The organism is Nocardioides cavernae, assembly GCF_013410035.1.
GTDB classification, from domain to species: domain Bacteria; phylum Actinomycetota; class Actinomycetes; order Propionibacteriales; family Nocardioidaceae; genus Nocardioides; species Nocardioides cavernae_A.
Genome location: NZ_JACCBW010000001.1, coordinates 229,957 through 249,753 on the forward strand (window position 1 = coordinate 229,957; position 19,797 = coordinate 249,753).

Below are 19,797 nucleotides of genomic sequence, written 5' to 3' on the forward strand. Positions count from 1 at the left end.
ACGTCCGCCGAAGTGCAGCCCGCGCACACCCTGCGCGGCCGGCTCATCCACTGGGCGCGCATCCTGCTCATCGTCGCCGTCGTCCTGGCCGCCGGCTACGCCCTCTGGTCCAACCACGAGGTGGTCCAGGAGACCCTCGCGCAGCTGTCGTGGCGTGACTGGCTCCCGTCGTTCGTGGCTCTCCCGATCGCGATCCTGCTCTCCACGTGGAGCTGGCAGCTGCTGGTCGACGAGCTCGGCAAGCCCATCGGTGTGGCGCGCGGGGCGCAGATCTTCCTCGTCGGGCAGCTCGGCAAGTACCTCCCCGGCTCCGTCTGGGCCTACCTCCTCCAGATCGAGCTCGGCCGCCGCGCCGGCCTGGCCCGTGCGCGCATCTTCACCGCGACGCTGTTCTCGCTCGCGGTGGCCGTCGTCGCCGCGCTGCTCGCCGGCTCCCTGGTGCTGCCCGGCTTCGTCCGCGACTACGAGGCCCTCCGCGGCCTGGTCTGGCTCTACCTCCTGCTGCCGATCGGCCTCGTGTGCCTGCACCCGGCGATCCTCCAGCGCGTCGTCTCGGTCGGCTTCAAGGTGCTGCGCCGCCCACAGCCCGACCACCCCGTACGCCTGCGCGCGGTCGCGCTCTCGCTGTTCGCCGCCGTGGCGTCCTACTGCTTCTTCGGGCTGCACCTGTGGCTGCTCGTGCGAGGCGTGTCCGACGTCGATGGCAGCGCGTCGTTCTTGCTCGTGTGCATCGGCACGATGGCGATCGCGATGATCTCCGGGCTGTTCTTCTTCCTGCTGCCCTCGGGCGCCGGCGTCCGTGAGCTCGTCATCGTCACCGCCCTGGCCCCCACCATCGGCTCGGGCGAGGCCATCGCGCTCGCGGCCGTGTCGCGGGTGCTCATCGTGGTCGCCGACCTGCTCACCGCCGCCTCGGCGGCCAGCCTGGGGTGGTGGGAGCGGCGCCAGTTCGGCCCGATCCCCCACGACCAGGGCGTCGACGACGACGAGGTCTGACGGGGCCTGCGGCCCCATCGACCCTCAGGCGGAGGCGCCGTCCACACGGTCGACGATCAGGCCGGCGATCGGCAGGGCCGACGTGGCCGCCGGGGACGGGGCGTTGACCACGTGGAGCGTGCGCGGCGTGTCGCGCATGAGGAAGTCGTGCACGAAGGACCCGTCGCGCATCACCGCCTGCGCCCGGATCCCCGCCTCGCGCGGGGTCAGGTCGTCGAGCCGCAACGACGGGCAGTACTTCTGGCACAGCCGGAGGTAGCCCCGCTTGGACAGCGAGTTGCGCAGCTCGCGCGCGCCGGTCCGCACGTTGGCCCGTGCGACGTGCCACATCCCGGGGAAGGTGACGATGTCGCGGAAGTCGCGACGGTCGAAGGAGAACTTCGGGTAGCCCTCGCGGGACAGTCCGAGCACCGCGTTGGGCCCGACGTTGAGGCCACCGTCGACCGTGGGTGTCAGGTGCACGCCGAGGAACGGCAGCTCGGGGTCCGGGATCGGGTAGACCAGGGTGTCGACCAGGTCGGCCCGCTCCGGGCGCACGTCGTAGTACTCGCCGCGGAAGGGCACCATCGCGAAGTCCACGTCGATGCCGGCCATCGCAGCCACGCGGTCGGCCTGCACGCCGGCGCAGAACACCACGTGGGCGGCGCGCACGTCGCCGCGGCTGGTGGTCAGCACGACCTCCTGCGCGGTCTCCCGGATGCCCAGCACGCGGGTGTCGCGCATCAGGGTGCCGCCGGCCTCCTCGACCAGCGTCGCGAGGCGCCGGTTGATCGCGCCGTAGTCGGTGATGCCGGTGGCTGCGACGTGGAGCGCGCCGAGGCCGGCGACGTGGGGCTCGCGCTCGCGCAGCTCCGCACCCGTGAGGACCGTGGCCTCGATCTGGTTGACGGCCGCCCGCTCGGCGAGGGCCTGCATCGCCGCGAGCTCGCGCTCGTCGGTGGCCACCAGCAGCTTGCCGATGCGCCGCCACGGGATCCCGTGCTCCTCGGCGAACTGCTCGGTGGCGGCCGCGCCGGCGCGGCACAGGTCGGCCTTGAGGCTCCCGGGGGTGTAGTAGATGCCCGAGTGGATGACGCCGCTGTTGTGCCCGGTCTGGTGGCGCCCGAACTCCGGCTCCTTGTCGAGCAGCAGGACCGTCCGGTCGGGGTGCCGCGTGCTGATCGTCCACGCGGTCGCGGCTCCCACGATGCCGCCGCCGACGACGACGTGGTCAAAGGTGTCAGGCACTGGGGGTCCTCCGAGGGCTGGTGCGACGTCGGCGACAGCATAGGTAGTCGCCCCCGAGGGTAGGGTGCTGCCCCGTGGAGAACCGGGGAGACGACACCGACCTGACCGCCCGGCTGGCGCGCACGGAGAAGGCGCTGCGCCAGTCCGGACGCGAGATGAAGTGGTGGCAGATCGAGCTCGAGCACACCAGGGAGTCCCTCCAGCGCGCACGACGCCAGCGCGCCCGGCTGCGTGACCAGGTGGACACCCTCTCCGACGTCCTCGCCACCACGCTCTCCGAGCGCTACTGGGCCCAGCAGGCGGAGCCGTCCGGCGTCGGCCGGCTGCTCGGTCGGCGCGGGGCGACCGAGCCCGAGGCCGAGCTGGTGCGCGCGGTCGAGGCGAGCGACCTCTTCGACGGCGCGTGGTACCTCCGCACGCACCCCAAGGCGGCCGGCACGGGGCTGAGCCCGGCCCTGCACTACGTCCGCAACGGCAACAGGAAGAAGCTGGACCCGGGTCCCGGCTTCAGCACCGCCGACTACCTCCAGCGGCACCCCGAGGCCGAGGGCGACCTCCCCGCGCTCCTGCACGCCATCCGGCACGACCAGCTCCACGACGCACCCGACGACGACGCGACCGCGTCCCCGGCCGGCGACCTGCACCTGTGAGCGCCACCACCGGTCCCCTGCCCCTGGCGGAGTTCACCTCGCGCTGGCGCGCCTTCGTGCCGCGCTGGGTCGCCGCGTCCGAGGAGGAGCGCGCGCGCCTGGTCGACGACGCGATGGCGCACGGGCTGCCGCCGGTCGACCCGGGCGCCGAGGTCGAGGCCACCGACCGCGACGCCGTGCTGGCCGCCGAGGTGGCGGTCATCCGGGCGAGCGGGGAGTTCGACGAGTTCGGCTACATGTGGCACAACCCGGACCTGCGCTGGCACCTGTGCACCGGCCCGGAGCAGGCCATCCACTTCGCCGAGCGCGGGTGGCACGAGATGCGCCACCCCTCCCCCGGCTTCGACCTGTGGCACTACACCAACGCCCACCTCGACCCCGAGGACGACGAGGTCAACCCCGTCGTGCACCACGCCCTCGAGGGCAGGCGCCACGGCCTCGAGACGCTGCCCCGGGTGCGCGACCTCCCCGCCCCGACGGAGCCTGCCGGGTCCCCCCGCCGGGTCTGCCTCTACGCGGCCTTCGACATCGACGGCATCGTCGACCCGACCGTGGTCTCCTACCTCGCCGACCTCAGTCGCTTCGCCGACATCTACTACCTCGCCGACTGCGAGCTCGAGGACGGCGAGCTCGAGAAGCTGGCGCCGTACACCAAGGGCGCCTGGGCGATCCGTCACGGGCGCTACGACTTCGGGTCCTACTCGATGCTCGCCACCGACCTCGTCGGGTGGGACGTCATCGACCAGTACGACGAGATGATGCTGGCCAACGACTCGTGCTGGCTGGTCCAGCCGCTCGACACGGTCTTCGCCAAGATGGACGCCACGGCGTGCGACTGGTGGGGCCTGCAGGCGACCTACGAGGACTTCGGCATCCGGGAGTTCGAGCAGCTCGGCCGCCCGCTGGCCCTCGACGACGTCGAGGAGCAGATGCGCCAGCAGGACCTGTGGCGCTACTCCGACTTCATCCACGTCGGCTCGTACTTCCTGGTCTACCGCCGGCGCGTCCTCGACGACCCGGAGTTCCGTCGCCGGCTCGAGACGGTGGCCAAGCAGCGCGACAAGACCGCGATCATCCTCAAGTACGAGATCGGCTTCTCCCGCTACCTGATCCTCGGCGGCTACCACCTCGCGACCTTCGTCGACGGGATCCTGCCCTACCACCCGGTCTACCGGGCCTCGGCGTTCGACCTCATGGCCGAGGGCTTCCCGCTGCTCAAGCGTCAGTTCCTCTACGAGAACCCCTTCTCCGCACCCGACCTGCGGCTGTGGAAGGAGCGGGTGCTCGAGCACGTGCCGGACGCCGACGTGGACGCGATGGAGTCGAACCTGCGCCGGATCGCCCCCGCGTGGAGCCTGCACCGCAGCTTCGCGATCCGGTCGGGCCCCGACGGCAAGGCGGTGCTGCCCGAGCCCCTCGGCTCCGACACGTTCCCCGACGAGGACAAGTGGGTGCCCTCCTTCGACCACTGGTGGGGCTTCCCCGCCGACCCGCGCACCGGTCTGCTCAGCGGGGCCGTACGCGCGGTGTTCGACGCCGTGCGCGACGACCCGTCGGTGAAGAAGATCGTGCTGGAGGGCTCGCGACCGCTCGACGCGTCGGGACAGAACGTGGTCCGCGTCGCGACCGAGAGCCCGCCCGGCCAGATGTACGGCCTCCGGATGGGGACGGTCCTCACCAACGTCGGGCCGCGCAGCGACGTCAACCACCCGCTGTCGCCGCGCTACCACCGCTTCCTGCAGCTCGGGCGTGCCACGGGGCTGACCTCCCCCGACGTCGGCCTCGACGGCAGCGGCGACACCTGGGGGCTGCGTGACCGGAGCGCCCTCGACCTCGACGACACCCTCACGCGGGCGATCGTGGTCGCCGGGACGCACGGCGCCGACGCCGCCGCGGCGCTCCCGAGGCTCGACGACGACGGCGTGTGGCAGCTCGGCTCGCCGCGCATCGACCTCCTGGTCGCCGACGAGGCCGACCTCGCCAAGGCCCACCGCGCCGAGCTCACCCGGCTGCGTCGCGTGCTGGACGGACGCCGCCTCGTCGTCGTGGAGCCGTGGGGCGCCGAGGTCGACCTCGTCGCCCTCGCCACCTGGGCGGCCGCGCACCCCGACGTCGCCGTCGGCGTGCGCCGAGGGGGCACCTCGACGTCACCGCTCGCCGAGCCCCTGCTCGACCTCTCCGACGAGACGCTGATCTCCGACTCGCCCCAGACGCTGATGCCGGTGCACCCCGAGACCGCCTGGCGGCTCGCCTCCGTGCTGGTGTCGGGCTCCGCGGCCGACCTCGCCGACTGGGCAGTGCTCGGCCGACCGGCGCTCAACGTCGTCGACGGGGCGGACGGCGACGTCGTCCCCCTGGCGCGCACCGCACCGGACGGCCTCGGGGAGGCGCTCGACGCCGCCCTGGCGGGCGCCGCCGACGCCGACTACCTCGCTTGGGGCCGCGACCTGCACGCCGCCAGCGACGGTCACGCGGCCGAGCGCGTCGTGCTGGCGATCAAGCGGACCTACCTCCCGGTCGACGCGTGGCTGGCCGAGGACGAGGAGTCGGACGTGTCGGAGTCGTCCGAGGCCTAGGAGCGGGCCAGCTCGGCGAGGCGGACCCGGTGGGCGAAGCGGGCCGCGGCACGGCCATCGAGGGCGACCTCGGGCCGACGGTCGTCGGGCGTCGCCGTCCACCCGGCCCCGGCGAGGTCCGCCAGCCGGTCGAGCAGCGGGTCGAGCGGGTCGCCCCACCGGTGCACGAGCAGCGCGTGGCCGGCGGCGTGCGCATCGAGCGCCCCGCTGGCGGAGGGGCTCACCACCGCCGACGCGGCGCGCAGCACGACGGCCTCGGACACCACGCTGCGGTCGCTGAGCCCGAGCGGGGCAAGCGGCTGCAGGGCCCGGGTGAGGCCGTCGGGGGCGTCCGGCCGGCCCTCGCGCACCCCGATCACCACGCCGGCGTCGCGGGCCCACGCCCCGAGCCGGGCGACGTCGTCGGGCGAGCACGCCGACCCCCCGGCCCCGGTGACGAGCACCAGAGGCCGTCCGTCGAGCCGCTCCCGCAGCCGCGCCTCGGCGCCGGCGAGGTCTGCCGGGAGAACCTCGGCGGCCAGCAGGTCGTGGCGGGGCAGGCCGGTGAGCCAGGTGTCGTCCGCGCCCAGCCCGGGGTCGGCCACCCGGCGAGCGGCCGCCTCGAAGGGGGAGGCCACGGCGACGGAGTCCACGGCACCCAGCGCCGGCGGCGTGGCGGCACGGTCCAGGGGAGCCCAGGGCGCGCCCACGTGCCGGACGCGGTGCCGGGCCGGGAGCGGGGCGTGGGGCAGCGCGGCGTCCAGGGGGTCGCCGACGACGATCACGCCGCACCGCACCACGGCCTCCTGGCCCCCGAGCGTCGCGATCGGGACGACGGTGACGCCCTCGCCCGCCACGTCGTCGAGCAGGGGCCGCGTCCGGGTGAGCACGACCTTGCGGATCGAGGGGTCGTGGCGCACCTGCTCGAGGACGGCGCGGACACCCGGGTCGAGCCGACCCGACGGTCCGGCGGCGAACGCCCACCAGTGGCCGAAGGACGGCGTCTCGCGGTCCATCCGGCGGAAGGGGTGACCGGCGAGCGCCGACGTGCGCACGGTGCGCCTGCCGGTCGCGGGGTCCTGGACGACGTCGTACGCGTCGTGCAGCCGTGCCGGGTCGGTGACCCGGGCGATGTTGGCGGCCATCTCGTCGATCCGTGCCTCCGGTGCCAGCTCAGCGAGCCGCTCCCGCCACCGGCCGACGTCCGGCGCGCGGCGCGGGTTCTCGCCGAGGAAGTTGCGCTTGGCGAGCGGGAAGCCCGTGCCGACCAGGTCGAAGACGTGGCGCGAATAGAGCGGGTGGAAGGGCTGGAGGTCGGGCAGCCAGGTGTCGAAGTCGTAGCCGGCGTCGGTGAGGTGCCGGCTGATCCCGATCTCGTACTTGTGGACGACCAGGCCCTTGGCCTCCTGCGGCACGACCGTGTCGAGCCGCCACCGGAAGCCGGGGTCGGCGACCACGGGCCGCCGGAACGCCAGGAAGTAGGAGCTGAGGTGGAGGTAGCGCACGTCGCTGAAGTGGCGGGGGCCGAGGAAGCGCCGCTTGGCCTCGGCGAGCGGGATCGCGGCGTCGTCGCGGAAGTAGTTCTCGTCGTGCTCCATCGACGTGGCCTGCAGGCTCCACCAGTCGCACGCGCGGGCGTCCATCGTCGCGAACACCTCGTCGAGCGGGCGCAGCAGGAAGCAGGAGTCGTTGGCCAGCAGCAGCTCGTCGTAGCCGTCGACGACGTCCCAGCCGACGAGGTCGCGCGCGAGGAGGGAGAAGGAGCCGAAGTCGTAGCCGCCGTGCGGGATGCTCCACGCCCCGGCCGTGACGTCGGCTAGCCGGTCGAGCTGCCCGGGCTCCAGCACGCCGTCGGCGAGGTAGTAGACGTCGGCGTGGCGGGACAGCTCGCGCAGGTAGGTCACGACGTAGTCGTCGACGAGCCCGTCGGCGTCGTAGGCGGCGAACAGGCAGATGCGCCGCGGGGGCGCGCCCGCCTCCGGGCGGACCGGCGTGCGCGCGGGCGGCGGCCCGGGCACCGGTCCCCAGCCCAGGTGGCGGCCCACGACGAGCCAGTGGAGCAGGGGGTCGGCGCCCTCCGTCGTCGGGTCGAGGTGGTCGACCCAGTAGGACCACAGGTCGAAGCGCGGGCTGGGGTTCTGCAGCATCCGCCAGCCGGTCTCGACGTGGTGGCGGTAGGGGTCGGTGCCGCGACGCAACCGGTGGCGCACGGCGTACTCCTCCGGGTCGAGGAAGCCGCTGGCCGCGACGACGGCGCGGGCGGCGGCGAGCGAGGCCCGCTCCGGGGCCCGGTCGGCCCGGTCCTCGGGCAGCCCGTCGCGCAGGACCTCCTCGACGAGGGCCGAGGCGGCCTCCGGGCCCTCCGCCGCGGCGCGGCGCCAGCGACGGACGTACGCCGACCAGCGCTTGTGGAAGTCCTCGATCGCCGCGCGGCGATCGGCCAGACGCTCGTCCAGCGTCGGCGGTCCGACGCGCGTCACCGGCGGGCCGGCGGGTAGGCGTCGGCGCCGTCGGACTCCGCCGAGGCGAGGAAGTGCACCAGCGGGTTGACCCGCTCGACGAGCACCTCGGGGTGGTCGAGGACGTACTGGGCGATGTCGAAGGCCTCGCTGGGCTTGCGGAAGGGGTGGTCCCAGTGGCGCAGGAAGTGGACGCCGGGGTCCTCGCCGCGCCGCGCCACGTCGAGGTGGCTGCGCAGGTAGTAGGCCGCGTCGAAGAGCGGCGACTGGCGGATCAGCTCGAGCTGTCCGGCCTCCTCGGGCGTCACGGACGTCGAGCCGCGCCTCCACCAGGAGCGCTCCCCCGCCCCGGCCACCGCGGTCTCGCCGCGCAGCCGCTCGGCGAGCAGCGTCGACAGCACCTCGGCGGCCTTGACGGCGCGGTCCCGCGACTTGCGGAGGCGGGCCTCGCGCTCGCCGACGGTCTCCTGCTCGGCGCGCACCGCGGCCAGCTCGCGCCGCAGCAGGTCGACCTCAACCTGCAGGTCGTCGGTGGTGGGCTCGCTCACGCGCCGCACTCTAGCGAGCCTCAGACGACGCTGAGCGGCAGCAGCTTCTGACCGGTCGGGCCGACCTGGATCTCGGTGCCCATCTCCGGGCAGACCCCGCAGTCGTAGCAGGGCGTCCAGCGGCAGTCCTCGATCTCGATGTCGGCGCCGTCGGCGGCCGCGAGGGCGTCCTCCCAGTCACCCCACAGCCAGTCCTTGTCGAGCCCGGAGTCGAGGTGCTCCCACGGCAGCACCTCGTCGTACTCCCGCTCGCGGGTGGTGTACCAGTCGACGTCGACGGGGGTGTCGGCGAGCACCTTCTCGGCCGACGCCATCCAGCGGTCGTAGGAGAAGTGCTCGCTCCACCCGTCGAACCGGCCGCCGTCGCGCCAGACCTGCTCGATGACGGCGCCGACGCGGCGGTCGCCTCGCGAGAGCAGTCCCTCGACGATCCCGGGCTTGCCGTCGTGGTAGCGGAAGCCGATCGCGCGGGCGTACTTCTTGTCCTCGCGGACGACCTCGCGCAGCAGGCGCAGCCGCTCGTCGGTGGCCTCGTGGTCGAGCTGGGGAGCCCACTGGAACGGGGTGTGCGGCTTGGGCACGAACCCGCCGATCGAGACGGTGCAGCGGATGTCGTTGCGGCCGGAGACCTCGCGGCCCTTGGCGATGACGCGCTTGGCGAGGTCGGCGATGGCGAGGACGTCCTCGTCGGTCTCCTGCGGGAGGCCGCACATGAAGTAGAGCTTCACCTGGCGCCAGCCGTGGGAGTACGCCGCCGCGACGGTGCGGATCAGGTCCTCCTCGGTGACCATCTTGTTGATCACCTTGCGCATCCGCTCCGAGCCGCCCTCGGGGGCGAACGTCAGGCCGGAGCGGCGGCCGTTGCGGGAGAACTCGTTGGCGAGCGTGATGTTGAAGGCGTCGACGCGCGTGCTGGGCAGCGAGAGCGAGACGTTGGAGCCCTCGTAGCGGTCGGCGAGGCCCTTGGCGACGTCGCCGATCTCGGTGTGGTCGGCGCTGGACAGCGAGAGGAGGCCGACCTCCTCGAAGCCGGACTTGCGGATGCCGTTCTCGACCATGTCGCCGATGGTCTTGATCGAGCGCTCGCGCACCGGGCGGGTGATCATGCCGGCCTGGCAGAAGCGGCAGCCGCGGGTGCAGCCGCGGAAGATCTCGACCGAGAAGCGCTCGTGGACGGTCTCGGCGAGCGGGACCAGCGGGTTGGCCGGGTAGGGCCACTGGTCGAGGTCCATGAGCGTGTGCTTGCGGACCCGGAACGGGATGCCGGGCCGGTTGGGCACGACGGCCTCGATCGCGCCGTCGGGGGCGTAGGCCACGTCGTAGAAGCGCGGGACGTAGATGTTGCCGGTGACCGCGAGGCGGCGCAGCAGCTCCTCGCGCCCGCCGGGGCGGTCCTCGGCCTTCCACTCGCGCACGACCTCGGAGATCGCGAGCACGACCTCCTCGCCGTCGCCGAGCACGGCGGCGTCCACGAAGTCGGCGATCGGCTCGGGGTTGAACGCCGCGTGGCCGCCGGCGATGACGACGGGGTCGTCCTCCCCGCGGTCGGCCGCGTGCAGCGGGATCCCGGCGAGGTCGAGGGCGTTGAGCATGTTGGTGTAGCCGAGCTCGGTGGAGAAGCTGAGCCCGAAGAGGTCGAAGGCACCGACCGGGCGGTGGCTGTCGACCGTGAACTGCGGGATGGGGCCGTGCTCGTCCCCGTCGCGCATCACCTTCTCCATGTCCGGCCACACCGAGTAGGTGCGCTCGGCGAGGATCCAGTCGCGCTCGTTGAGGACCTCGTAGAGGATCTGGACGCCCTGGTTGGGCAGGCCGACCTCGTAGGCGTCGGGGTACATGAGGGCCCACCGGACGGTCGGGCCGCCGGTCTCGGACGCCTCGCCGCAGTCCCAGTCCTTGACGACCGAGTTGAGCTCGCCGCCGACGTACTGGATGGGCTTCTGCACGGACGGCAGCCTCGCCTCCAGGCGCGGGAAGACCGACGCGACGGACATGCGCTGAACACCTCGACAGGGATCGGGACCAGGGGAAGGGCACGGCGCAGCGACCGCGCCGACCCTCAAGGTTACGTCGCCGCCGGTGGTGCGGCCTACTCGACGGCCGGGCGGCCGTGCGTCAGCGGCGGGGCTTCCCCGCCGAGCGGAGGTGGATGTTCTGGAGCAGCCCGAGCGCGAGCATGCCCGCGAAGAGCGAGCTGCCGCCGTAGGAGACGAACGGGAGGGGCACGCCGGTCACGGGCATGATCCCGAGGCACATGCCGATGTTCTGGAAGGCCTGGAACCCCCACCAGCAGGCGATGCCGGCCGCGGCCACCCGCCCGAAGAGGTCGCCGGCCTGCGCCGAGATCGCCAGCGCCCGCCAGATGACGACCGCGACGAGGAGGATGAGGATGCCCGCCCCGACCAGGCCGAGCTCCTCGCCCGCGACGGTGAAGATGAAGTCGGTGTGCTGCTCGGGGACGAAGCCGGAGCGCGTCTGCGAGCCCCCGAACAGGCCCTGGCCGAACAGGCCGCCGTTGCCGACGGCGATGCGCGCCTGCTCGACGTTGTAGCCCGCCCCGCGCGGATCGAGGTCGGGGTTCGTGAAGGCCATGAAGCGGTCGACCTGGTAGGGCTTCAGCACGCCCATCGACACCGCTGCCACTGCGCCGACGACGCCCGCGAGGGTCAGTCCGCCCAGCCAGAGGCGGCCGGCGCCGGCGATGGCGAGCACGCCGAACACGGTCGCGGTGAGCACCAGCATGGTGCCGAGGTCGGGCTGCAGCAGGATCAGCGCCGCGGGCACGCCCGCGATCGCCAGCATCGCGACGACCTCGAGGCTGCCGACGCCGCGGCCCCAGCGTCGCTCGGTGCGCTCGGCGACGACCAGCGCCATGCCGATGACGACGGCGAGCTTGGCGAACTCCGACGGCTGGATCGACATCCCGCCGACCTGGAGCCACGACCGGGACCCGTTGATCGTGCTGCCGGCGACCAGCACCATGGCGAGCCCGCCGACGCTCGCGAGGTACGCCAGGGGCGCGAGGATGCGGACCCAGCGGTGGTCGGTGGCGAGCACCGCGACCATCAGCACCAGGCCGATGGCGACGTTGACCAGCTGCTTGCGCAGGTAGGCGTTGGGGTCGCCGCCGGTGAGGTCGGCGCGGGTGGAGGTGGCCGACCACACGAGCAGGGAGCCCAGGGTCACGAGCGCGAGCGCGGCGATGACCAGCAGCCAGTCGAGGCCGGGCGCACGCAGGCTCGCGGTCGGCTGGCCCGTCCGGGGCGCGCGGGTGGACAGGACGGTCATCGGCTCACTCCCCCGCCTTCTGCGGGACGGGCGGCATGATCGAGCCGTCGTCGAGGAACGCGGGCAGCTTCGCCGGCGGGACCGTGCCGGGCGTGGCGGCGCGCGCGGGGCGTACGGACTCGCCCTCGATGCCGTAGAGCGCCTCCCAGATCGCGCGGATGCCGTCGCCGGTCGACCCGGAGCCGGTGCCGCCCTGGCTGATCATCATCACCACGACGTAGTCCTCGCTGTAGGACGCGACCCAGCCGGTGGTCTGCTTGCCGTAGACCTCGGCGGAGCCGGTCTTGGCGCGCACCGTGACCTGGTCGAGGGGGAACCCGCCCATCTTCCACGCCATCGTGCCCTGCCGGGTGACGCCCTTGAGCGCCTCGTCGATGTAGTCGAGGTAGCGGCGGGGGACGTCGAGCTGCGCCGCCTTCTGCGGCGCGATCCGGCGCAGCACCTTGCCCTCCGGGCTGACGACGGCCTTGGCGACCGTCGGCGACCAGAGCGTGCCGCCGTTGCTGAGCGCGGCGTACGCCCGCGCCAGCTGGAGAGGCGTGACGATCGTGTCGCCCTGTCCGATCGAGAAGTTCACCGCGTCGCCGGCGCGGTAGAGGTTGCCCTCGAGGCAGAACTCGCGGGCGAACCTGTAGACGAAGTCGCTGGTGTCGGCGGTCTGCGGCTTGTCGGCGAGGTCGCAGTAGTAGCCCTTCTGCGACTCGTAGTAGGCCTGCTTCCACGTCCGGTCCGCGATGCGGCCGGGGGCCTCGCCGGGCAGGTCGATGCCGGTGCGGGAGCCGAAGCCGAAGTCCTTGGCCTCCTCGACGAGCGGGTCCTTCGCGTCGATGTCGGCGGGGTCGCTGCCGTACCGCTGCCAGAAGTCGTAGCCGATCCGGTAGAAGAACGTGTTGCAGGAGACCTCGAGCGCCTTGGCGAAGCCGATGTTGCCGTAGGCGCCGGACTCGTAGTTCTTGAAGACGCGGTTGCCGACCTGGAAGCCCGACGAGCAGGGCAGCGTGGTGTCGGTCGAGTAGCCGTTGGTCAGCGCGCCGGCGGTCATGAACGGCTTCCAGGTCGATCCCGGTGCGAACTGGCCCTGGGTGGCGCGCGAGAGCAGCGGGGTGCCGGCGGCCTCGGAGTAGAGGTGGGCGAGCTGGGACTCGCTGATGCCGCCCGTCCACACGTCGGGGTCGTAGGTCGGCTGGCTCGCCATCGCCACGACGCGGCCGGTCTTCGCGTCGAGGACGACCGCGGCGCCCGAGTCGGCGACGTACTTGCGGCCGGTGACGGGGTCGGTCTCGAGGCGCTGCGCCTTGATCCGGGCGGCGAGCTGCTTCTCGACGACGGCCTGCACCTTGGCGTCGATGGAGGTGACGAGGGTGTCGCCCGGGGTGCTCTCGACGACGGAGTCGTCGCCGAGCACCCGGCCCATCGAGTCGACGGCGACGCGACGGTAGCCGGGCAGCCCGCGCAGCCACTCGTCGTACTGCTTCTCCACGCCGGCGCGGCCGACGACGGAGGCGCCGTTGAGCGAGCGGTCGTCGCGCTCGGAGGCGAGGTCGTACTCGTCCTCCGTGACCGGGCTGAGGTAGCCGAGGACGTGGGCGAGGTTGATGCCGTACGGGCGCGGGTAGGACCGCACGCTCTGCTGCTCGGCCAGCACGCCGGGGTAGTCCTCCGGCTGCTCCAGCACGCGGAGGGCGACGTCCTTGGAGACGTCGGAGGCGACCGGGACGGGCTGGTAGGGCGAGCCGTTCCAGCACACGTCGCGCACGCTGCCGGGGTCGCCGCAGGTCACCAGCCGCGCCTCGACGTCCTCCGGGGTGGCGTCGACGACGACCGAGACCCGGCGGACGAGCTCGGTGCGCTGGTCCTCGTCGAGCTTGCCGAGGAGCGTGCGGTCGACGGAGATGACCCACGAGGTGCGGTTGGCGACGAGCGGGCGGCCCTGGCTGTCGACGATGAGCCCGCGCTGGGGCTGGACGACGATGTCGCGCACCGACTGGTCGGCGGCCTGCGCCTGGTAGCCCTCGCCCCCGATGACCTGGAGGTAGTAGAGCCGGACGAAGAGCGTGGCGAAGAGCGAGAAGACGAGGGCCTGCACGACCACCAGGCGCATGCGGGAGGTCGTCGTCGAGCGGCTCACGAGGTCGCCCACTGCGGGCTGAGTCGCGCGAACAGCTTCATCAGCGGGGGCAGCACGAACGGCGTCAGCAGGACGTCCCAGACGACGGCGACGAGCACGACCTCCAGCAGGCCGGCGACCGACATCGTCGGGTCTTGGAGCAGCACCCCGCTCAGGGCGAACAGGGACGTGGCGACGAAGGACGCCGCCGCGACCGTGCCGACGACGGCCAGCGCCGAGGGCTTCTGGTCCTGGCGCACGCGGGCGGCGAGGAAGGCCGCGATGGTCAGCGCCAGCGCCCAGCGTCCGGCGACGTGGTCGGCCGGGGGCGCGAGGTCGAGGGTGAGACCGGCGGCGAACCCGAGGACCAGCGCGAACGGCGCCTCGACGGTCAGCGCGGCCGCGACGACCACCAGCAGGCAGAGGTTGGGCACGATGCCGTGCCACGCGATGTGCGGGAACAGCGAGACCTGGACGACGAGGGCGACGACCACGGCCGCGAGCGCGGCGACCCAGCGGAGGTGGGTCATCGCAGGCTCCCGTCGGCCTCGATCACGGCCCGGTCGCTCTCGGCGCCGCTGGGCACCATCACGCCGACCACGTCGAGGGCGGAGAAGTCGACGAACGGCTTGACGACCGCGCGCTGCGTCGCCTCGCGCAGGCTGCTGTAGACCTCGGTGATGGTCCCGATCGGGACGCCGGGGGCGTACGGCCCGGTGGCGCTGCCCCACGTGACCACCGTGTCGTCGCGAGACGGCACGGAGGCGTCGTCGACCAGGCGCAGGTCGAGGCCCGCCTCCTGGCGCAGCGAGCCGCTGCCGGTGACGAAGCCGATCTCCATGCTGGAGCCCACCCGGCCGCCGACGGTCGAGTCGGGGTCGATGACCAGCAGGACGGTGGCGGTGCTGCGCGTGACGCGCAGGACCCGGCCGACCAGGCCGTCGTTGTTGACGACCGTCATGTCGGGTCCGACGCCGGCCTCGGAGCCGGCGTCGATGGTGACGGTGAAGCTCTGCGACTGGCGCGAGCCCAGCGCGACCACGCGTGCGGGGACCAGCGCCGACCCGAGGTCCTCCGCGGCGGTGGTCAGGCCGTCGTACTGCTCGAGACGGTTGCGGTCGAAGCCGGCGAGCTCGACCTGGCCGCGCAGCTCGGCGTTGCTGGCCTCGAGGTCGCGCAGCTCGTCGGCGAGGTCGTCCTTGCTGCGGAACCAGGCCGGCACCGCGGTGAAGGGGCGTACGGCGGCCGCGACGGCGGACTCGGCCGGGCCGAACGCCTCGCCCACGACGCGGCGGGCTGGCTCGAGCGGCGAGCTGCCGCCACCGGAGACGTCGAGGGTGATGAGCGTGATGCTCGCGAGCACCAGCGCCACGAGCAGCGAGCGCGGCGGGCGGTTGCGGGACTCGAGACGGTCGAGGCCGGTCCACCGGCGCTCGCGGCCGTCCTGTCCGGAGAAGCCGCGCATCAGAACCGCCGCACGTCGGACACGAGGACCTGCTGGAGGGCCTCGAACTCCTCCACGCACCGGCCCGCGCCGTACGCCACCGAGGACAGCGGGTCCTCCGCGACGTGCACAGGCATGCCGGTCTCGTGGCGCAGCCGCTCGTCGAGGCCGCGGAGCATCGCGCCGCCGCCGGTGAGGACGATGCCGCGGTCCATGATGTCGCCGGCGAGCTCGGGCGGGGTCTGGTCGAGGGTCGTGCGGACGGCGTCGACGATGTTGTGCAGCGGCTCCTCGAGCGCCTGCCGGAGCTCGGAGGACGACACGACGACCGTCCGGGGCAGGCCGGAGACCATGTCGCGGCCGCGGATCTCGGCGTCGGGCTCGCTGGGGAGCGGGAAGGCCGACCCGAGGGTCATCTTCATCTCCTCGGCGGTGCGCTCCCCCAGCATCAGGGAGTACTCCTTCTTCATCCACGCGATGATCGCCTGGTCGATGTCGTCGCCCGCGGTGCGCACCGACAGGCTGGTGACGATGCCGCCGAGGCTGATCACCGCCACCTCGGTCGTGCCGCCGCCGACGTCGACCACCATGTTGCCGGTGGCCTCGTGCACGGGGAGCCCGGCGCCGATCGCGGCCGCCATCGGCTCCTCGACGATGTAGACCCGCCGGGCGCCGGCCTGGTAGCCGGCCTCCTTGACCGCGCGCTGCTCGACGGCGGTGATGCCGCTCGGCACGCAGATCACCATGCGGGGCTTGGCGAAGTAGCGGCGACGGTGGACCTGGTGGATGAAGTAGCGCAGCATCTGCTCGGTCGCCTCGAAGTCGGCGATGACGCCGTCCTTCAGCGGCCGGATGGCGGCGATGTTGTCCGGGGTGCGCCCGATCATCCGCTTGGCCTCGTGCCCGACGGCGAGCACCTCGCCGGTCGTCGTGTTCATCGCGACGACGGACGGCTCGTCGAGCACGACACCCTTGCCGCGGACATAGACCAGCGTGTTGGCGGTGCCGAGGTCGACGGCCATGTCCCGGCCGATGAGTCCCCCTGTGGTCCTGCTCAGTGCCATGCCGCTGGTGCCCCCGCTGCTCGGGTCGATCTGGGAAGTGGGGTCAGCACTCCCGCCGACCCACGCTCAGGTTAAGGAGCGGGAGCGGAACTTCCGGGCAGGACACGCGCGGGGCGAGTGGGGCGTGTGTGGTCGCAGTGGAGGTCCTGGCGACAGGAGGTACGACGGGTCAGGCGCCGAGGTCGGCGAACCAGATCCCGATCTCGCGCTCGGCGGACTCGGGCGAGTCGGAGCCGTGGACGAGGTTCTGCTGGACGGCGAGGCCCCAGTCGCGGCCGAGGTCGCCGCGGATGGTGCCGGGCGCGGCGACGGTGGGGTCGGTGGCGCCGGCGAGCGAGCGGAAGCCCTCGATGCAGCGGTGGCCCTCGACGACGACGGCGAGCACGGGGCCGGAGAGCATGAACTCGACGAGGGGGGCGTAGAACGGCTTGCCCTCGTGCTCGGCGTAGTGGGCGGCGAGGATCTCGGGGGTGGCGTCGCGGAGCTCGACGGCCACGAGCGTGTAGCCCTTGGCCTCGATCCGGCGGAGGATCTCGCCCGAGAGGCCGCGGCGCACGCCGTCGGGCTTGACGAGGACGAGGGAGCGCTGCACGTCGGTCATGCGAGCAAGCCTAGCCAGCGGCCGGGGCCGCGGTGACACGGGTCACTCGGAGCGGGACTCGTCGGCGAGGTACGCCGCCCACGCCTCCGCGCGCTCGCGCTCGATCTTGCGGCCGAGGAGGTCCGCCCCCGCCCACAGCGCGGCGAAGATCGCCCCGAGGCCGAACATGACGGGGACGACGAAGCCGAGCGCGACGGCGGCGGCCTGGACGACGTAGCCCGCGGCGTACGCCCACTCCGCGCGCAGCATGCCCGCCAGGAGCAGGCACACCACTGCCAGCCCGAGGCCGACCGCCACGGCGGTGCCGGCCGGGACGTCCGCGATCGTGATCATCACCGGGGTCGTGAGCCCGAGGGTGATCGCCTCGAGGCTCAGCACGGCCGCGCACATGCCGCGGCGCGGCGAGCGCTCGGTCCCGGCCGGGGCCTGCTCGCTCATCGCCGCCCCATGAGCAGCCCGCGCGCCTCGCCGACGGTGACCACCGAGCCGGTGACGAGCACCGCCCCCGCGCCGATCGAGACGTCGACGGCCTCCCCCGCCTCGGCGAGGGTCGCGGCGCGCTCGATCGCGTCGGCCAGGTCGGGGACGACGCTCACGCGGTCCTCCCCGAAGACCTCGACCGCGGCACGGCCGAGCGCGGCAGCCGACATCGAGCGCGGCGTGGAGTTCTGCGTGCAGACCAGGTGCGCCAGGTGCGGCTCGAACGCGGCGAGCACGCCCTCGTAGTCCTTGTCCTCCATCACGCCCATGACGCCGACGAGCGGGCTGAACGAGAACGAGTCCTCCAGGGCCTCGCCCACCGCCTCCGCCCCGTGCGGGTTGTGGGCGGCGTCGAGCAGGATGGTCGGGCTGCGGCGCACGATCTCGAGCCGGCCCGGCGAGGTCACCTCGGCGAAGGCCGCCCAGACCAGGTCCTCGTCGAGCTCGCCGCTGCCGAAGGCCTCCACGGCCGCGAGGGCCACGGCGGCGTTCTGGGCCTGGTGGGCGCCGTAGAGCGGCAGGAACACGTCGTCGTAGCGACCGCGCAGCCCCTGCAGGGAGACGACCTGCCCACCCACGGCCGGGGTGCGGGAGACGACGCCGAACTCGATGCCCTCCCGGGCGATCGTCGCGCCGACCTCGGTCGCACGGGCGAGGAGGACGGCGGCGACCTCGGGCGTCTGCTCGGCCAGGACGGCCACCGAGCCGGGCTTGATGATCCCGGCCTTCTCGACCGCGATCGTGGCCGGGTCGTCCCCGAGGTACTTCGCGTGGTCGACCGCGATCGGCAGCACGACGGCCACGTCGGCGTCGATCACGTTGGTGGCGTCCCAGCTGCCGCCCATCCCGACCTCGACGACCGCGACGTCGACCGGGGCGTCGGCGAAGGCGGCGTACGCCATCCCGACGATCGTCTCGAAGAAGCTGAGCGGGTGGTCCTGCTCGGCGTCGACGAGGTGGGTGTAGGGCGCGACGTCGTTGAACGCGCGGACGAACGCCTCGTCGTCCATCGGCTCGCCGTCGATCGTGATCCGCTCGCTCATCCGCTCCAGGTGCGGGGACGTGAAGCGGCCGGTGCGCAGGTCGAGCGCGCGCAGCAGCGTCTCGATCATGCGGCTGGTGCTGGTCTTGCCGTTGGTGCCGGTGAGGTGCACCGAGCGGAACGAGCGCTGCGGCTCGCCCAGCAGCTCGGTGAACGCCTCGATCCGGTCGAGGCTGGGCTCGAGCTTGGTCTCGGGCCAGCGGGAGAGCAGGGCGTCCTCCACCTCGGCGAAGGTCTCGGCGAGGCGGGGCGAGTCGGGGGCGTCAGTCATGGCGTTGCGAGTCTATTGACCTGGTGAGCAGGTGACGATCCGGCGCCACCGGTGACGTACGTCGACGAGCCCTGGCCTGCAGGACCCGACGCCTCCCGGCAGGTCAGGGCTCCGCCGGGAGGCTGACGAGGTGCTCGGCCATGTCCGCGACCGGCTCGTAGCCGAGGCCGGCGTAGATCTTGTTGGAGGTGGGGTTCGCCCGGTCGGTGAACAGGCACATCCGGTGGCCGGCCTCCAGGCCACGCCGGGTCAGCTCGCCGACGACGTACGAAGCGATGCCGCGTCCGCGGTGCTCCCGCGGCGTGTAGACGGGACCGATGCGCGAGACGCCGTACGACGGGAGCCCGCAGCCGGTCAGGTGCGCGACGGCGCCGTCGGGGAGCTCCCACAGCCACTCCACGCCCTCGCGGATCCGCACCAGGACGGTGTCGAGGGTGTTGTGCTCGCCCGACGTCGGGTCGGGCTCGCGGCCGGCCTGCTCGTCGGCCTCGGCGTGGAACGCGGTGAACCAGGCCAGCACCAGCTCGGCATCCGCCTCGGCCGCCGGGCGCAACCGGCCCTCGGGCGCCGGCGGCACGTGGAGCGTCGTGCACTCCCAGAGCCGGGTGGCCTTCTCCGACACCATCTCACCGCCGCTCAGCTCGGCCGTCGTGCGGGCGAGGACCTCCGCGCCCGGCAGCGCGCCGTTCGCGCCGCCCAGGTGCTCGCCCCGGTCATGGAGCGCGACCGCCAGGGCACGCGCCGCGTCGTCGGGCATCGGGAGGCCGAAGGTCGGGTGGGGCGCGAACGGAGCGGTGCGCATCGCCGCGCTCACCGGCTCGCCCGAGCGGTCGCGCACGACCACCCACCAGCGCGGGAACGGCGCCCCGACCTCGGCCCACGAGTCCATCCCGTCGGCGAGCTCGCGGACGGTCCGCGAGGTCACGCTGGCGATCACGCTGCCGAGCACCGGCTGCGCGGCGAGCAGGTCGCCGGCGGCGTCGAGGAACGACTGCGGGGCGTCGTGGAACTCCAGCGTGAACGTGTCGGCCATGGCACGCACGCTAGGGCGTACGACGCACGCGT

At 73.1% G+C, this 19,797-nt stretch carries 16 protein-coding genes; 3 read left to right on the forward strand and 13 right to left on the reverse strand.

Going from position 1 to position 19,797, the window contains the following annotated elements:
* Positions 1-12: 12 nt before the first annotated feature.
* Complete coding sequence (locus F4692_RS01080) at positions 13-996, forward strand: lysylphosphatidylglycerol synthase transmembrane domain-containing protein (RefSeq protein WP_218858119.1); 984 nt, start codon at positions 13-15, stop codon at positions 994-996.
* Positions 997-1,020: 24 nt separating this feature from the next.
* Here the strand turns inward: F4692_RS01080 and lhgO are convergent, their stop codons facing one another.
* Positions 1,021-2,223, reverse strand: a complete 1,203-nt coding sequence (lhgO, locus tag F4692_RS01085; RefSeq protein WP_179617809.1) for an L-2-hydroxyglutarate oxidase — start codon at positions 2,221-2,223, stop codon at positions 1,021-1,023.
* A gap of 74 nt (positions 2,224-2,297) precedes the next feature.
* Here lhgO and F4692_RS01090 point away from each other — a divergent pair, with 74 nt between their 5' ends.
* Together F4692_RS01090 and F4692_RS01095 are read left to right on the forward strand one after the other, a co-directional pair.
* Positions 2,298-2,873, forward strand: coding sequence for a hypothetical protein (locus tag F4692_RS01090; RefSeq protein WP_179617810.1), 576 nt, complete (start codon positions 2,298-2,300; stop codon positions 2,871-2,873).
* The gene (locus F4692_RS01095) at positions 2,870-5,449 is read left to right on the forward strand and encodes a rhamnan synthesis F family protein (RefSeq protein ID WP_179617811.1); all 2,580 of its coding nucleotides are present in this window, start codon (positions 2,870-2,872) and stop codon (positions 5,447-5,449) included. The genes F4692_RS01090 and F4692_RS01095 overlap by 4 nt, the downstream gene beginning before the upstream one ends.
* Here F4692_RS01095 and F4692_RS01100 read toward each other — a convergent pair.
* The 12 genes from F4692_RS01100 to F4692_RS01155 form a co-directional block, all read right to left on the reverse strand.
* A complete protein-coding gene (locus F4692_RS01100) occupies positions 5,446-7,908 on the reverse strand; it encodes a rhamnan synthesis F family protein (protein WP_179617812.1) in 2,463 nt (820 codons plus the stop codon). The two genes, F4692_RS01095 and F4692_RS01100, sit on opposite strands and share 4 nt — an antisense overlap.
* Positions 7,905-8,435 carry a hypothetical protein gene (locus F4692_RS01105; protein WP_179617813.1) on the reverse strand — a complete coding sequence of 177 codons (531 nt, stop codon included), beginning with the start codon at positions 8,433-8,435 and terminating at the stop codon, positions 7,905-7,907. Before F4692_RS01105 ends, F4692_RS01100 begins: the two co-directional genes overlap by 4 nt.
* Positions 8,436-8,455: 20 nt before the next feature.
* Entirely contained in the window at positions 8,456-10,429 is a 1,974-nt protein-coding gene (locus F4692_RS01110) for a TIGR03960 family B12-binding radical SAM protein (RefSeq protein ID WP_179617814.1), read from the reverse strand.
* A 121-nt stretch (positions 10,430-10,550) separates the two neighbouring features.
* The gene (gene rodA / locus F4692_RS01115) at positions 10,551-11,723 is read right to left on the reverse strand and encodes a rod shape-determining protein RodA (RefSeq protein ID WP_179617815.1); all 1,173 of its coding nucleotides are present in this window, start codon (positions 11,721-11,723) and stop codon (positions 10,551-10,553) included.
* A 4-nt stretch (positions 11,724-11,727) separates the two neighbouring features.
* Positions 11,728-13,851: a penicillin-binding protein 2 gene (gene mrdA / locus F4692_RS01120; protein WP_308645098.1), complete on the reverse strand. Its 2,124-nt coding sequence runs from the start codon at positions 13,849-13,851 to the stop codon at positions 11,728-11,730.
* Positions 13,848-14,360 (reverse strand): rod shape-determining protein MreD, encoded by a 513-nt coding sequence (gene mreD / locus F4692_RS01125; protein WP_179617816.1) that lies wholly within the window; start codon positions 14,358-14,360, stop codon positions 13,848-13,850. Before mreD ends, mrdA begins: the two co-directional genes overlap by 4 nt.
* Positions 14,357-15,295, reverse strand: a complete 939-nt coding sequence (gene mreC, locus F4692_RS01130; RefSeq protein WP_179617817.1) for a rod shape-determining protein MreC — start codon at positions 15,293-15,295, stop codon at positions 14,357-14,359. The genes mreD and mreC overlap by 4 nt, the downstream gene beginning before the upstream one ends.
* On the reverse strand, positions 15,295-16,338 hold the full coding sequence (locus F4692_RS01135) for a rod shape-determining protein (RefSeq protein ID WP_179617818.1): 1,044 nt from the start codon (positions 16,336-16,338) through the stop codon (positions 15,295-15,297). Before F4692_RS01135 ends, mreC begins: the two co-directional genes overlap by 1 nt.
* Before the next feature lie 169 nt (positions 16,339-16,507).
* Positions 16,508-16,939 carry a nucleoside-diphosphate kinase gene (ndk, locus tag F4692_RS01140; protein ID WP_179617819.1) on the reverse strand — a complete coding sequence of 144 codons (432 nt, stop codon included), beginning with the start codon at positions 16,937-16,939 and terminating at the stop codon, positions 16,508-16,510.
* Between the two features lie 42 nt (positions 16,940-16,981).
* Complete coding sequence (locus tag F4692_RS01145) at positions 16,982-17,377, reverse strand: DUF4233 domain-containing protein (protein WP_257029422.1); 396 nt, start codon at positions 17,375-17,377, stop codon at positions 16,982-16,984.
* Positions 17,374-18,732 (reverse strand): bifunctional tetrahydrofolate synthase/dihydrofolate synthase, encoded by a 1,359-nt coding sequence (gene folC, locus F4692_RS01150; protein WP_179617820.1) that lies wholly within the window; start codon positions 18,730-18,732, stop codon positions 17,374-17,376. The genes F4692_RS01145 and folC overlap by 4 nt, the downstream gene beginning before the upstream one ends.
* A gap of 103 nt (positions 18,733-18,835) precedes the next feature.
* Positions 18,836-19,765, reverse strand: a complete 930-nt coding sequence (locus F4692_RS01155; protein WP_179617821.1) for a GNAT family N-acetyltransferase — start codon at positions 19,763-19,765, stop codon at positions 18,836-18,838.
* Positions 19,766-19,797: the final 32 nt, after the last annotated feature.